A 12,892-nucleotide genomic window follows, 5' to 3' on the forward strand; every position below is an offset into this window, starting at 1 on the left:
GCCCAGGACCGACGACCGGCCCCGGCGGGAAACCGCCGGGGCTTTTTTCTTGCCTAGAGCCGGTGGCGCAGCCGCTTCAGGCGGAAGGCCAGGATCACGATCAGCACGCCCAGGGCGATGGCCCACAGGCCGATCAGCCAGGCCAGGGCCACGGCGCCGGCCCGCGGCGCCAGGATCACCCCCACGCCGAACAGCACCGAGATCGCGCCCGATCCGATCAGCGACCATTCGTTGTCGATGACCTTGCGCAGGTGGATCGCGCCGATGATCTCCAGCAGGCCGCGCGCCACGGCCGAGGCGCCGATCAGGATGATCAGCAGGACGGCGGTCAGGTGCGGCCACAGCAGGGCGGCGGCGCCCGCGACGAGGTTAGCGATCCCGAGCATCACCAGCCACCAGCGCGGGATCCAGCCGCCGCCGCGCACCGCCTCGGCCAGGGCGAACACCCCGTCGCCGAGGGCGTAGACCGCGTAGAGGATCACCAGGATCAGCAGGGTCAGATGCGGCCACAGCAGGGCCAGGGCGCCGAACAGGATCGCCGCCACGCCGCGCGCCAAGACCAGCCACCAGGTGCGCGCCAGCAGATGGGCCACGGAAAGGGGTTCGGCGATCATGCGGCGCTCCCTGTCGGGCCCGGCTTGGGCCCGGTCCCATGGAAACGCCGGATCAGCCTTGATCCGCTCACGCGCGGCGGATCAGTCGACGACCTTGAACCGGCCCTTGTCGAACATGCGCAGCACCTGGGCCAGGTCGTGGCCGCGCTTGAGGGTCAGGCCGCCCTGGCCGATCACCGCCCACTCGCCCTGCTTGCGGGCCAGGGCCGGGCGTTTCTCGATGCGGTAGAGCGGCGCCTCGGCCGCGTGGCGGAACACCGAGAACACCGCGTGGTCGCTTTGGCCGGCCATGCCGTAGTCGCGCCATTCGCCCGCCGCGACCATCCGGCCATACAGCCGCAGGAGCTGGTCGATCTCGCGACGCTCGAAGAAAACGACACCAGCGACAGGTCGGGAATCCAGGGCCATCGGACGAAGCCTAAACCCAAATCAGGCCCCTAGGCGAGCGTCGCCATGCGGGGTCCTCGGAGCGTTGCCGGCGCGCTACAGTGACGCTTGATAATTTCCGGCTCGACGTGACCGGACACGAAATGACCTTAATTTCGACCCGTCCGCGCCCGCTTGCCCCATGATCTTGAGGGTGTCGGCTGATCGGACATCCTGCGGTTCAGGATCCTGAACAGCCCCCCCAGCCCCCTCGATCGTGGGCCGGTCGGCCGACAGACTATCCCAAGATATCGCTCGAGACCCCGCGTGGCGCCCCTCTCCACGCGGGGTCTTCGCGTGTGCGTCGTGCTGGCGCTTCGACACACGTCCGACACGAACCGCCGCGAAACGACCTTGATCGCGCCCTTCCAGCGCCGACTTGCCGGGCGAAAAGGTCAGGGTCGGTCGATCGGACGCCTCGGGTCCGGACCCTGATTGCCCCCCAGCCCCCTGATCCGGGCTCCGGTCGGCCGACGGACTAGACATTCCCCTCCCCTAAGAAGCCGTGCGGTGTCCCCTCCCCGCGCGGCTTTTCTTTTTGGGGTCCTCCCTGGGGAGGTCTCGGGGGTTACTTCTCCGCCGCTTCCTGCAGCACGCCGATCACCCGGCCGCCCTTGGCGCCCTGGACGATGATCACGGTCTTCAGCGCGTCGTCGCCGGCCGCCGGCAGGCGGTACAGCTTGGGCCGGCCCGACCAGGGGCCCAGCCGGACCAGTTCGCGCACGACGTTGCGGTGGACCAGGGTCTGGCCCCGGTTGTCGCCGCGCTTGACGGCGATGTCCTGCTCGCGCGGATCGTAGCGCACCAGCCAGACCTCGCCGCCGCCGCGCGGCGCGGGGCCCGAGCCGACCGCGACGCGACGGCCGTCGCCCAGGAATTCCATGTCCGGCGGGTTGGACGCGGCCTTGGCGGCGTCCTTGACCAGGGTCTCGACCGCCTCGGCCTTGGCGCCCGAGGCCTGCTGGCGGCCGGCCACCACCACCTGCGGCGTCGGCACGTCGCGCAGCGAGAACTTGGTGGCGTAGGCGCGCTGGCGGGCCGCGAAGGCCGGCTTGGCGAAGGTGTCGGTCCAGCCCAGGTAGTCCCAGTAGTCGACCGAATAGGTCAGGGCCAGGACGCCCTTGTCGTCAGCCATGTCGGCGACGACCTGGTTGGCCTTGCCGCACGACGAGCAACCTTGAGCGGTGAACAGCTCGACCACCACCGGCGGTTTCGCTGCGAACGCGGGCGCGGCGGAAAATCCCGAGAGGGCGGTGAGGGCGAGGAAGAGCAGGGCCTGACGCATGTGCGGGGCATTTAGGCCAAGATCGCGGCGGATGGCCGTTCACGAGGCCGTGAAGGGAGGCTTCTTTGGCCTTTCAACGCGAACCGTGGCCTGAAACCAGCGGTTGGGCGCCGTGCGTCCTTCGAGGCTCGGCTACGCCTCGCACCTCGGGATGAGGACCACAGCAAGCGGGCCTGAGCGCGCCTCGAAGGACGCACGGCCGACCAGCCAAAGAAAAAGCCGGGCCCTTCCGGACCCGGCTTCGTCTTTTCGACGCTCCGAAGAGCGGTCCGTGCGGACGCTTAGTCGGCCTTGGCCAGGTTGCGCAGCACGTAGTTCAGCACGCCGCCGTTCTTGAAGTATTCAAGCTCGGTCGGGGTGTCGATGCGGCAGCGGACCGGGAAGCGGGCGATGCGGCCGTCGGTCGGGCGGTAGAGCTCGACGATCAGCTGCTTGCGCGGGGCCAGGTCCTGCAGGCCGCGGATCGAGACAATCTCCTCGCCCGTCAGTTCCAGCTTCTGCCAGCCTTCCTGGATGAACTGCAGGGGCAGCACGCCCATGCCGACCAGGTTCGAGCGGTGGATGCGCTCGAAGCTTTCGCAGATCACCGCGCGGACGCCCAGGAGCTTTGTGCCCTTGGCGGCCCAGTCACGCGACGAGCCGGTGCCGTATTCCTTGCCGCCGAAGACCACGGCCGGACGGCCTTCTTCCTGGTACTTCATGGCCGCGTCGTAGATCGACATCACTTCGCCCGAGGGGAAGTGCTTGGTCACGCCGCCTTCGATGTCCGGGGTGATCTTGTTGCGGATGCGGATGTTGGCGAACGTGCCGCGCATCATCACCTGGTGGTTGCCGCGACGGGCGCCGTAGCCGTTGAAGTCCAGCGGATCGACGCCGTGGTCGATCAGGTACTGGCCGGCCGGGCTGGTCTTCTTGATCGAACCGGCCGGGCTGATGTGGTCGGTGGTGATCGAGTCGCCGAACACGGCCAGGACGCGGGCTTCCACGATGTCGGTGACCGGAGCGGGGGTCATCGACATGTTCGGGAAGTAGGGCGGGTTCTGGACGTAGGTCGAGTCACCTTCCCAGGCGTAGGTCTGGCCGCCGGTGATCTTGATCCCCTGCCAGTTCTTGTCGCCCTTGAAGACGTCGCCGTAGCGGCTGGCGAACATCTTTTCCGTCACCGACTTGCGCTGCAAGGCGGCGATGTCCTCGTTCGAGGGCCAGATGTCCTTCAGGTAGACGGGCTTGCCGCCCTTGCCTTCGCCCAGCGGTTCGTTGGCCAGGTCGATCTTCATCGAGCCGGCCAGGGCGTAGGCCACCACCAGCGGCGGCGAGGCCAGGTAGTTGGCGCGGACGTCCGGGTTCACGCGGCCTTCGAAGTTGCGGTTGCCCGACAGCACCGAGCAGGCCACCAGGTCGGCCTCGTTGACGGCCTTGCTGATGTTCTCGGGCAGCGGGCCCGAGTTGCCGATGCAGGTGGTGCAGCCGTAGCCGACCAGGTTGAAGCCCAGCGCATCGAGGTGCTTGGTCAGGCCGGCCTTGGCCAGGTAGTCGGTGACCACCTGCGAGCCGGGGGCCAGCGAGGTCTTCACCCACGGCTTGACCTTCAGACCCTTGGCGACCGCGTTCTTGGCCAGCAGGCCGGCGGCGATCAGCACCGAGGGGTTGGAGGTGTTGGTGCACGAGGTGATGGCCGCGATGACCACGTCGCCGTGGCCGACGTCGAAGTTCTCGCCTTCGACCGGCACGCGGGCGTTGGGGGCCTCGGCCTTGCCGAACTCACCGGCCAGCGACTCGGCGAACTTGGCGGCGGCTTCGGTCAGCAGCACGCGGTCCTGCGGACGCTTGGGGCCGGCCAGCGACGGCAGCACCGACGACAGGTCCAGCTCCAGGGTGTCGGTGAAGGTCGGCTCGGCGACGCCGGGCTCCCACCACAGGCCCTGCTCCTTGGCGTAGGCTTCCACCAGGGCGACGCGAGCGGCGTCGCGGCCGGTGCCCTTCAGATAGGCGATGGTCGCGGCCGAGATCGGGAAGAAGCCGCAGGTGGCGCCGTATTCCGGAGCCATGTTGGCGATGGTCGCCTGGTCTTCCAGGGTCAGGTTGGCCAGGGCGTCGCCGTAGAATTCGACGAACTTGCCGACCACGCCCTTCTTGCGCAGCATCTGGGTGACGGTCAGCACCAGGTCGGTGGCCGTCGCGCCTTCCGGCAGGGCGCCGTTCAGCTTGAAGCCGATGACTTCCGGGATCAGCATCGGGATCGGCTGGCCCAGCATGGCCGCCTCGGCCTCGATGCCGCCCACGCCCCAGCCCAGGACCGACAGGCCGTTGACCATGGTGGTGTGGCTGTCGGTGCCGACGACGGTGTCGGGATAGGCGACTTCGGCGCCGTCGACGGCCGCGGTCCAGACGGTCTGGGCCAGGTACTCGAGGTTCACCTGGTGGCAGATGCCGGTGCCCGGGGGCACGACGCGGAAGTTGTTGAACGCCGACGAACCCCAGCGCAGGAAGCGGTAGCGCTCCAGGTTGCGCTCGTATTCGCGGGCGACGTTGTCGTCGAAGGCCTTCGGGTTGCCGAAGTTGTCGACCATCACCGAGTGGTCGATGACCAGGTCGACGGGGTTCAGCGGGTTGATCTTGGCCGGGTCGGCGTTCAGGGCGACCATCGCGTCGCGCATGGCGGCCAGGTCGACGACGGCCGGAACGCCGGTGAAGTCCTGCATCAGCACGCGGGCCGGGCGGAAGCTGATTTCGTGCTCGACGCCGCCCTTGTTCTCGAGCCAGGCGGCCACGGCCTTGAGGTCGGCTTCGTTGACGGACACGCCGTCCTCGTAGCGCAGCAGGTTCTCCAGCAGCACCTTCATCGACACCGGCAGCTTGCCGGCGCCGTTCAGACCCGCTTCCTCAGCGGCGCGAAGGCTGTAATAGACGTAGGTCTTACCGCCGACGACGAGTTCGCGGCGGGTTTTGAGGCTGTCGACTGACGCCATTTGGAAGGATCCCTTCTCTGTCCACGGCCGCCGGAAAACCACTCCCGGGAGCGCGCGCTCGAGGCGGACCCACAGCGTCCATCCCCGCGCCGCGTTCATCCCATCCAAATCGGAGGGTGACGGCCGAGGGCTTCTTAGCCTCGGTCAGGGGCAACGTCCATGCACAGGACAGGGTCTTGAGGTCTTCGGGCCCATGTTGAGAGCTATTCGCATCAAGGACTTAAGTCTTGTGCGCGGCGAGCGACGGCTGTTCTCGGGCCTTGATCTGGAGATTTCGGCCGGCGACGCCGTGGCCCTGACCGGGCGAAACGGGGCGGGCAAGACCAGCCTGCTGCGCGCCGTGGCCGGACTGCTGCGTCCCGCCCAGGGGACCGTCGGCTTCGAGGGCGAGGCCGGTCCGCTGGAGGCCGAGGTGGCGCGCGCCGACGCCCTGCACCTGGTGGGCCACCACGATGGCCTGAAATCCACGCGCTCGGCCTGGGACGAACTCCTGTTCCAGACCCTGTGGACCGGCGGGACCGAGGCCTCGGCCCGGGCGGCCGCGACCAAGCTCGACCTGGACCGCCTGCTGGGCCTGGAGATCCGCCGTCTGTCGGCCGGCCAGCGCCGCCGCGTGGCCCTGGCGCGCCTCCTGGCCAGCCCGCGCGCGCTGTGGCTGCTGGACGAACCCATGGCCCCGCTGGACGCCGGCCATCGCGAAGGCTTCGGGGGCCTGATGGCCCAGCACCTGGCCGGCGGCGGCATGGTGCTGGCCGCCGTGCACGACCCCCTGCCCGTGCCCTGCCGCGTGGTGGAGATCGGGGGATGAGAGCGTTCCTGATCCTCCTGCGCCGCGAACTGGCCCTGGCCTGGGGCAATGGCGGCGGACCGCTGCTGGCCCTGGCCTTCTACGCCTGCGTCGTGACCCTGCTGCCCCTGGCGGCGGGCCGTGCGCCCGAGCGGCTGGCGTCCCTGGCCCCCGGCATCGCCTGGCTGGCCCTGGCCCTGGCGGCGCTGCTGTCGCTGGAGCGCCTGTTCGAGCGCGATTTCGAGGACGGGGCGCTGGACCTGCTGGCCCTGGGGCCGGCGCCGCTGGAGGCCGTGGCCGTGGCCAAGTGCCTGGCCCACTGGCTGGCGGCCGGCGCGCCCCTGGCCCTGGCCGCCCCCGTCGCCGCCCTGGCGCTCGGGGCGCCGTCGTCGATCATCCCGCTCTTGATCCCCTGCGCCCTGGCCGGGGGGCTGGCCTTCTCGTTCCTGGGCGGACTGGGCGCCAGCCTGGCTCTCGGCTCCAAACGCGGGGGCCTGCTGGTGGCGGTGATCGTCCTGCCGCTCTACGTGCCGCCGGTGATCTTCGGGGCCGGCGCCCTGGACGCCCTGGCCGGCGGCCTGCCGTGGACGGGCGGATTGTTCCTGCTGCTGGCCTATAGCACGGCGGCGGTGGCCCTGGGCCCGATCGCCATGGCGGCGGCGTGCCGGAACGCGCTGGATTAGCGCCGAAACCCCTCTCTCATAGAGAGAGGGAGGGGCCCGCCGCCGCAGGCGGTGGGAGGGTGAGAGGTTTCACCGCCTGCCGGCAAATCCAGAGCGGTTGGGCAAAGGGCGGTCCAGACCTCCGCATCGAGCGATCAACCCAAGTCGTCATCGTCAGAGTTTCGTTCTGAGAGGGTGTAACCTCTCACCCTCCCATGGCTGCGCCATGGGCCCCTCCCTCTCTCTATGAGAGAGGGGATTTTTATATCGGCCCGGCGCTCGCCGTCACCGGCGGCGCATGCCGTTCCCCCAGCACCACCGCGAAGCTGCCGGCGATGATCATCAGCCCGCCCGCCGCCAGGGCCCAGGTCAGGTGGTCGCCGAACAGCAGCACCCCGACGCAGGCCCCCATCAGCGGCTCGATGTTGATGAACACCCCGGCGCTGGCGCTGCCCACCCGGGCCGAGCCGAACTGCCAGGCGGCGGTGGCCAGCAGGGTGCCCAGGACGCCCAGGCCCAGGATGCCGGTCCAGGCCATGGGGCTGAGCGCCAGTTTCGGCGGGCCGTGCATCACCCAGGCGATCGGCAGGATCACGAAGGCGGCGACGATCACTGTCACGGCCGGGATGGCCATCGGCGTCGGGGCCCTGGGCGCGCGGCGCAGCACGATCAGCCAGGCCAGGAAGATCAGCAGCGAGCCCAGCGACAGGAAGACGCCCAGGGGCGAGCCGGCGCCGTCGGGCTTGCCGGCGATCAGGGCGGCGCCCAGGGTCGCCGCGGCCACTCCGCCCCACGAGGCGCGACTGACCTTCTCGCCCAGCAGCTTGGCCGAGATGGCGATCAGGGCCGGCATGGCCCCGACCAGCAGGGCCGCCAGGGTGACGCTGACATGGGCCAGGCCCTCGAACTGCACCATGAAGGCGATCCCGTAGAGCGCTCCGGCCGCCAGGATCACCGGCGACTTGAACAGCGCCCGGGCCTCGGGGGTGCGCAGGGCGAACGGCGCGGCGACCACCGCCGCCACCACGAACCGCAGCAGCACCATGTGGGCCGCGTCGGTCTCGCGCAGCACCAGCTTGCCCAGCGGGAAGCCCAGCCCCCAGCAGACCCCGGCGAGGATCAGGGCGACGAAGGCGATCTTTTTGGAGGGGCTTTGCATGGACCGGGCTTCTAGCGGCGTTCGCGGCGGGGGCGATAGGACGATCTAGCCGGTCCTGCTGTCAGGACGTGGCGGCAGTCACAGCTTCAGGCCCAGGCGCGGACCGATCGCCGTCATGCCCAGATAGAGGCCGATCGTCACCGCGCAACCCGTCCCCAGCGCCACCCAGAAGTTGACGCCCCGCCGCAGCAGGGCCGGAACGATCAGGAACATCGGCAGCGAGGGCAGCACGTACCAGAACGTCGCCTCGACATGGGTCGCCATCCGCCCGACGTCGTGGGTGTCGCGCCACAGCCAGATCATGCCCAGGATCGAGATCAGCGGCAGCGAGGCGACCAGGGCGCCGAAGCCGGGCTGCCGCTTGGCGATCTCGGACACCAGGGCGATGATCACGCCGGAAATCGCCGCCTTGGCCAGCAGGTACAGCATCTCGAAAGGTCCCGGACGCGCGTCGCCGCGAAAATCCGGCGCGCTGTCAAAGCCTTATGCGAAGCCTGTCCGTCAGTCCTGCAACATTCGCCCGGGATTCTGACATTCCAGCGTTACACGGGGACCCGAGGTTCCGGTCCAAGGGACTTTCCACGGAGCCGACCCATGCGCTTGCCAACGAGCCGCCTCGCCCTGATGGCCGCGGCCGCGATCATCCTTTCCACCACCGCGGCGGTCGCCGTCGCCCAGGACGGCCCGCCGCCGCCCGGCATGCCGCCCATGGCCCATGACGGTCCCGGCGGCCCGCCGATGATGCGCCATCATCGCCGCCTCGACCCCGAGGCCCGCGCCCAGCACCTGCGCGACGTGCTGCAGCTGCGCGCCGACCAGGACGGGGCCCTGAAGGCCTATCTGGCCGCGACCGAGCCGAAGGGCTGGGACAAGGACGGCCCCAAGCGCGACGTCGCCGACGCCGAGCCCAAGCCCCTGACCACGCCCGAGCGCCTGGACCGCGAGACCGAGCACCTGAACCGCGCCAAGGCCCGCATCGACGCCACCCGCGCCTTCTACGCCGCCCTGTCGCCCAGCCAGAAGAAGGCCTTCGACGCCCTGGGTCCGATGGTCGGCGGCCACGGCCCGATGATCCGCCACGCCGAGTTCCGGCGCTTCAAGGGCGGCCCGGGTCGCCCGCCGGCTCCGCCGAAGGCCGACTGAAAGGGGGCTGGCTAGGTAACCTCCACGATTGCGGGCGCCCTCCAGGTCTTCTAAGGCGTTGGGAATGGGCGCCCGTGATCCACACCACCACCCGCTGGACTTCCTGACGAACCCCGAGCGGTTCATGGCCTTCTCGCGCTGGGCCGCGCCGATGTTCGGCGCGATCGCCGCGGTGCTGGCGGTCGTCGGCCTGGTGCTGACCTTCGCCGCCCCCGAGGACTACCAGCAGGGCGACACCGTGCGGATGATGTTCATCCACGTGCCGGCGGCAGTGATCTGCATGTTCATCTATCTTTGCCTGGGCGTCGCCAGCTTCCTGGCCCTGGTGTTCCGCCACGCCCTGGCCGACGCCGCCGCCGTGGCCTGCGCCCCGCTGGGCGCGGCCTTTACCGTCCTGGCCCTGGCCACCGGCTCGCTGTGGGGCAAGCCGATGTGGGGAACCTGGTGGGTGTGGGACGCCCGCCTGACCTCGGTGCTGGTGCTGCTGCTGTTCTATCTGGGCTATCTGGCCTTGCGCTCGGCCCTCGAGGACGAGCAGAAGGCCGCCCGCGCCGCCGCCATCCTGGCCCTGGTCGGCGTGATCAACCTGCCGATCATCAAGTTCTCGGTCGAGTGGTGGAACAGCCTGCACCAGGGCAGCTCCACCCTGTTCGCCAAGCCGGGCGACGCCCTGCCGGCGGTCTACGCCTGGCCGATGCTGATCATGACCCTGGCCTATCTGTCGGCGTTCGGCTCGCTGTGGCTGGTGCGGATTCGCAGCCAAGTCTGGCGGCGCAAGGCCCGGGCCCTGGCCCTGCAGCAGGCGGAAGGCTGACGGCATGCACTTCGATTTCGACGCCGGGAAGTACGCCGTCTATGTCTGGCCGGCCTTCGCCCTGACGGCGGCGGCCTTCGTCTGGATGATCGCCGACAGCCTGGCCTCGGCCCGCCGCTGGCGGCGCGAGGCCGAGCGGCTGCAGGCGCTGAAAGAGGTTTCGAAAGAGGCGAAGCGGTGATCAAGCGCTGGATCGGCTTCACGCCGCTGATCGTCCTGGCCGGCCTGGCGGTGCTGTTCGCGGGCTACGCCCTCAAGCACGACCCGCGCGTCCAGCCCCACGCCCTGGTCGGCAAGCCCGTCCCGGCCGTCAGCCTGCCCGACCTCGACACCGGCGCCATGGTCGCGGTCCATGACGCCCCTTCCGGCCCCCGCCTGATCAACTTCTTCGCCTCGTGGTGCGCGCCCTGCCGGGTCGAGGCGCCGCAGCTGATGGCCCTGAAGGCCAAGGGCGTCACCCTGGTCGGCGTCGCCTACAAGGACGAGCCGGCCAAGACCCAGGCCTTCCTGGCCGAGCTGGGCGATCCCTTCGCCGTCAAGCTGATGGACCGCAACGGCCGGGCCGGCATCGAGTTCGGCGTCACTGGCGTGCCCGAGACCTATCTGATCGGCGCCGACGGCGTGATCCTGGCCAAGCACAGCGGCCCGCTGACCGACGCCGACGTCGACGCGCTGCTCAAGAAGCTGCGCTAGGCATGAAAAAGGCCCGGATCGCTTCCGACGATCCGAGCCTTCGTTCAGGTCAAGCGGCTCGCGCCGTTAGCAGCGGTGGCCCTTGCCGATCTGGCTGCCGGCGTAGGCGCCGACGCCCGCGCCCAGCAGGGTGCCGGGGGTGCGGTTGCCGTTCGAGACCGAGTTGCCCAGCAGGCCGCCGGCCACGGCGCCGAGGATCGCGCCGGTCGCCTTGCCGCGCTTGCGGTCCTGACGGCAGGCGTCATAGCGGCTGTAATGGCGGTCATAGCGCGACTCGTAGCGGTGGTGGTCGCGGTAGTAGCGGCTGTCGTGGGCCGAGGCGAAGCTCGGGGCCGAAGCCAGGCTGATCGCGGCGGTCGCGGCGGCCAGCAGCGAAACGGTGGTCTTGGTGGCGGTACGCATCGGGTGTCCCTTTCAAATCTTTTCCGACCGATCGCCCGGCCCCGATCCGGGTCGATCTTGAGGACACCCTAACCCCCGCTCCCTGAACGGCGTCGACAACCCGACTTTCATCTGCCGTTCATTTTTCTCCGGGTTTCGCCCGAGCTTTTTCCCCGGGTTTCCGGGGATCGAACCGCGACCATTAACCGCGCGTTGACCATGCTCGCCGACCTTGCGTTAACCATGATAGAGTCGCGTCCATGAGCACGATCCGCCCCACCGGCCTGCCGACCGTTCCGCAACGTCCTGCTTCGACGCAGGGTTCGAGCGGCGCCGGCGGCTCGCGCGCGGCGGCGTTCTTCCAGGCGGCCGTCAGCGACGCCGCCGCGACCCTGCCCACGGCCCCGCCGATCGCCGTCCAGCTGCAGACCCAGGCCCAGCCGCAGCGCCAGCCGCCGGCCCGCCCGTTCGTTCAGCCCACCGAACAGCCGCAGAAGATCCTGCGCCCGGGCTCGCTGCTGAACATCCTGGTCTAGATCGGCCCTTAGACCGGCCAAGTCTCCGGGCTCATCGCCAGCACTTCGCCCGCCAGATAGAGCGAGCCGCAGATCAGCACGTGCGGCGTCGGTTCGATCGCCAGCGCTTTCTCCAGGGCCGCCCCGACGCTGTCGCAGGCATGGGCCCGCAGGCCCGCCAGCTCGGCGGCGGCCGCCGTCTGGGCCGCGCTGGCGGCCGCATGCCCCTCGAACGTCACCGTGAACACCTTGGCCCCCAGCGGCGCGAACGGCGCGAAGAAGCCGGTGGCGTCCTTGTTGGCCAGCAGGCCCGAGATCAGGGCCACGGGGCGTCCGTCGCGGCCTGCCAGCTCGCCCAGGGCCCGGGCCACGGCCGCGCCGGCGTGCGGATTGTGGCCGCCGTCGAGCCAGAGGTCGGCGCCGGCCGCCCTGGCGGTGTCGGCCAGGGGACCGGCGGTCAGGCGCTGGAACCGCGCGGGCCAGGTCGCCGCCGCGATCCCCCGGGCCATGGCCGCCTCGTCGATCCGCGGGTCGCCCAGCGCCAGCAAGGCCGCCACGGCCAGGCCGGCGTTGGCGTACTGGTGCTCGCCGGGCAGCGAGGGCGCGGGCAGGTCCAGCAGGCGGTCCGGCATCTGCACCAGCAGCCGCCCGCGTTCGTTCCAGGCGTCGAAGTCGCGGCCCATCAGGGTCAGGGGCGCCTCGAACAGGTCGGCCTCGCGCTCGACGACGCGTTCGGCCTCCTCCCGCTGGCGGGCGCTGACCACCGGGACGTTCGGCTTGATGATCCCGGCCTTCTCCTGGGCGATCTTGCCCAGGGTGTCGCCCAGGAACTCGCGGTGGTCGATGTCGATCGGGGCGATGACGCTGACGGCCGGCATGACCACGTTGGTGGCGTCCAGCAGCCCGCCCAGCCCCACCTCGACCAGGCACAGGTCGGCCGGGACCTCGGAAAAGGCCTGGAACGCCGCGGCGGTGGTGATCTCGAAGAAGGTGATCGGCTGGCCGGCGTTGGCCGTCTCGACCCGCTCCAGCACCTCGCCCAGGTGCTCGTCGGTGATCAGGGTCCCGGCCAGGCGGATGCGCTCGGCGAAGCGAACCAGGTGCGGCGAGGTGAAGACGTGGATGCGCAGGCCCGCCGCCTCGGCCATGGCCCGCAGATAGGCGACGGTCGAGCCCTTGCCGTTGGTGCCGGCCACGTGGATCACCGGCGGCAGCTTGGTCTGCGGATCGCCCAGGGCCGCGCACAGCCGCAGCATCCGGTCCAGCGACAGGTCGATGAGCTTGGGATGCAGGGCCTGCAGCCGCGCCAGCGCGGCGTCATGGGCGCGGAGGTGGTCGGTCATCGTCTCAAGATCCTCCCCCTCTGGGGGAGGGGGACCCCGAAGGGGTGGAGGGGGCCGGCCGCCGCCCTACCCCCTCAGTCGCTTCGCGACAGCTCCCCCGG

Annotated in this window: 15 protein-coding genes; 7 read left to right on the forward strand and 8 right to left on the reverse strand. The window is 70.1% G+C overall.

What is annotated here, in order from left to right; translation table 11 throughout:
- Positions 1-53 precede the first annotated feature (53 nt).
- The 4 genes from WAE60_RS07625 to acnA form a co-directional block, all read right to left on the reverse strand.
- Positions 54-614: an HdeD family acid-resistance protein gene (locus WAE60_RS07625; RefSeq protein WP_337685627.1), complete on the reverse strand. Its 561-nt coding sequence runs from the start codon at positions 612-614 to the stop codon at positions 54-56.
- An 81-nt stretch (positions 615-695) separates the two neighbouring features.
- A complete protein-coding gene (locus tag WAE60_RS07630; RefSeq protein ID WP_029909822.1) occupies positions 696-1,022 on the reverse strand; it encodes a DUF2794 domain-containing protein in 327 nt (108 codons plus the stop codon).
- Between the two features lie 586 nt (positions 1,023-1,608).
- Complete coding sequence (locus tag WAE60_RS07635; protein WP_029909820.1) at positions 1,609-2,325, reverse strand: DUF1223 domain-containing protein; 717 nt, start codon at positions 2,323-2,325, stop codon at positions 1,609-1,611.
- Positions 2,326-2,606: 281 nt separating this feature from the next.
- Positions 2,607-5,294 (reverse strand): aconitate hydratase AcnA, encoded by a 2,688-nt coding sequence (acnA, locus tag WAE60_RS07640; protein ID WP_337685629.1) that lies wholly within the window; start codon positions 5,292-5,294, stop codon positions 2,607-2,609.
- A gap of 193 nt (positions 5,295-5,487) precedes the next feature.
- On the opposite strand from acnA, the gene ccmA reads away from it, so the two are divergent.
- Together ccmA and ccmB are read left to right on the forward strand one after the other, a co-directional pair.
- Positions 5,488-6,102, forward strand: coding sequence for a heme ABC exporter ATP-binding protein CcmA (gene ccmA, locus WAE60_RS07645; RefSeq protein ID WP_029909814.1), 615 nt, complete (start codon positions 5,488-5,490; stop codon positions 6,100-6,102).
- A complete protein-coding gene (ccmB, locus tag WAE60_RS07650) occupies positions 6,099-6,764 on the forward strand; it encodes a heme exporter protein CcmB (protein ID WP_029909811.1) in 666 nt (221 codons plus the stop codon). Before ccmA ends, ccmB begins: the two co-directional genes overlap by 4 nt.
- 241 nt (positions 6,765-7,005) lie before the next feature.
- On the opposite strand, the gene WAE60_RS07655 is transcribed toward ccmB, so the two are convergent.
- Together WAE60_RS07655 and WAE60_RS07660 are read right to left on the reverse strand one after the other, a co-directional pair.
- On the reverse strand, positions 7,006-7,902 hold the full coding sequence (locus WAE60_RS07655) for a DMT family transporter (protein ID WP_337685630.1): 897 nt from the start codon (positions 7,900-7,902) through the stop codon (positions 7,006-7,008).
- A gap of 78 nt (positions 7,903-7,980) precedes the next feature.
- On the reverse strand, positions 7,981-8,331 hold the full coding sequence (locus WAE60_RS07660) for a DUF3147 family protein (protein WP_029909803.1): 351 nt from the start codon (positions 8,329-8,331) through the stop codon (positions 7,981-7,983).
- A 165-nt stretch (positions 8,332-8,496) separates the two neighbouring features.
- Here WAE60_RS07660 and WAE60_RS07665 point away from each other — a divergent pair, with 165 nt between their 5' ends.
- The 4 genes from WAE60_RS07665 (at position 8,497) to WAE60_RS07680 (ending at position 10,552) form a co-directional block, all read left to right on the forward strand.
- Positions 8,497-9,045 carry a Spy/CpxP family protein refolding chaperone gene (locus WAE60_RS07665; RefSeq protein WP_337685632.1) on the forward strand — a complete coding sequence of 183 codons (549 nt, stop codon included), beginning with the start codon at positions 8,497-8,499 and terminating at the stop codon, positions 9,043-9,045.
- Between the two features lie 64 nt (positions 9,046-9,109).
- Positions 9,110-9,859, forward strand: a complete 750-nt coding sequence (gene ccmC, locus WAE60_RS07670) for a heme ABC transporter permease CcmC (protein WP_029909797.1) — start codon at positions 9,110-9,112, stop codon at positions 9,857-9,859.
- 4 nt (positions 9,860-9,863) lie between these two features.
- Positions 9,864-10,040, forward strand: coding sequence for a heme exporter protein CcmD (gene ccmD / locus WAE60_RS07675; protein WP_029909795.1), 177 nt, complete (start codon positions 9,864-9,866; stop codon positions 10,038-10,040).
- Entirely contained in the window at positions 10,040-10,552 is a 513-nt protein-coding gene (locus tag WAE60_RS07680; protein WP_029909792.1) for a DsbE family thiol:disulfide interchange protein, read from the forward strand. The genes ccmD and WAE60_RS07680 overlap by 1 nt, the downstream gene beginning before the upstream one ends.
- A gap of 66 nt (positions 10,553-10,618) precedes the next feature.
- On the opposite strand, the gene WAE60_RS07685 is transcribed toward WAE60_RS07680, so the two are convergent.
- Positions 10,619-10,954, reverse strand: a complete 336-nt coding sequence (locus WAE60_RS07685) for a glycine zipper 2TM domain-containing protein (protein ID WP_029909790.1) — start codon at positions 10,952-10,954, stop codon at positions 10,619-10,621.
- 239 nt (positions 10,955-11,193) lie between these two features.
- Between WAE60_RS07685 and WAE60_RS07690 the strand changes: the two genes are divergently transcribed.
- Complete coding sequence (locus WAE60_RS07690) at positions 11,194-11,469, forward strand: hypothetical protein (protein WP_337685633.1); 276 nt, start codon at positions 11,194-11,196, stop codon at positions 11,467-11,469.
- A gap of 8 nt (positions 11,470-11,477) precedes the next feature.
- Here the strand turns inward: WAE60_RS07690 and WAE60_RS07695 are convergent, their stop codons facing one another.
- The gene (locus WAE60_RS07695; RefSeq protein WP_337685634.1) at positions 11,478-12,791 is read right to left on the reverse strand and encodes a folylpolyglutamate synthase/dihydrofolate synthase family protein; all 1,314 of its coding nucleotides are present in this window, start codon (positions 12,789-12,791) and stop codon (positions 11,478-11,480) included.
- Positions 12,792-12,892: the final 101 nt, after the last annotated feature.

Origin of the sequence: Caulobacter sp. CCG-8 (assembly GCF_037402475.1) — a bacterium.
GTDB lineage: Bacteria > Pseudomonadota > Alphaproteobacteria > Caulobacterales > Caulobacteraceae > Caulobacter.

Bases quoted from the DNA above. Each gene is read 5' to 3' on its own strand.
- WAE60_RS07635 (WP_029909820.1), bottom strand. From the start codon at position 2,325: ATGCGTCAGGCCCTGCTCTTCCTCGCCCTCACCGCCCTCTCGGGATTT.
- ccmD (WP_029909795.1), top strand. From the start codon at position 9,864: ATGCACTTCGATTTCGACGCCGGGAAGTACGCCGTCTATGTCTGGCCG.
- acnA (WP_337685629.1), bottom strand. From the start codon at position 5,294: ATGGCGTCAGTCGACAGCCTCAAAACCCGCCGCGAACTCGTCGTCGGC.
- WAE60_RS07630 (WP_029909822.1), bottom strand. From the start codon at position 1,022: ATGGCCCTGGATTCCCGACCTGTCGCTGGTGTCGTTTTCTTCGAGCGT.
- WAE60_RS07695 (WP_337685634.1), bottom strand. From the start codon at position 12,791: ATGACCGACCACCTCCGCGCCCATGACGCCGCGCTGGCGCGGCTGCAG.
- WAE60_RS07660 (WP_029909803.1), bottom strand. From the start codon at position 8,331: ATGCTGTACCTGCTGGCCAAGGCGGCGATTTCCGGCGTGATCATCGCC.
- WAE60_RS07625 (WP_337685627.1), bottom strand. From the start codon at position 614: ATGATCGCCGAACCCCTTTCCGTGGCCCATCTGCTGGCGCGCACCTGG.
- WAE60_RS07690 (WP_337685633.1), top strand. From the start codon at position 11,194: ATGAGCACGATCCGCCCCACCGGCCTGCCGACCGTTCCGCAACGTCCT.
- WAE60_RS07665 (WP_337685632.1), top strand. From the start codon at position 8,497: ATGCGCTTGCCAACGAGCCGCCTCGCCCTGATGGCCGCGGCCGCGATC.
- WAE60_RS07685 (WP_029909790.1), bottom strand. From the start codon at position 10,954: ATGCGTACCGCCACCAAGACCACCGTTTCGCTGCTGGCCGCCGCGACC.
- ccmB (WP_029909811.1), top strand. From the start codon at position 6,099: ATGAGAGCGTTCCTGATCCTCCTGCGCCGCGAACTGGCCCTGGCCTGG.
- ccmC (WP_029909797.1), top strand. From the start codon at position 9,110: ATGGGCGCCCGTGATCCACACCACCACCCGCTGGACTTCCTGACGAAC.
- WAE60_RS07655 (WP_337685630.1), bottom strand. From the start codon at position 7,902: ATGCAAAGCCCCTCCAAAAAGATCGCCTTCGTCGCCCTGATCCTCGCC.
- ccmA (WP_029909814.1), top strand. From the start codon at position 5,488: ATGTTGAGAGCTATTCGCATCAAGGACTTAAGTCTTGTGCGCGGCGAG.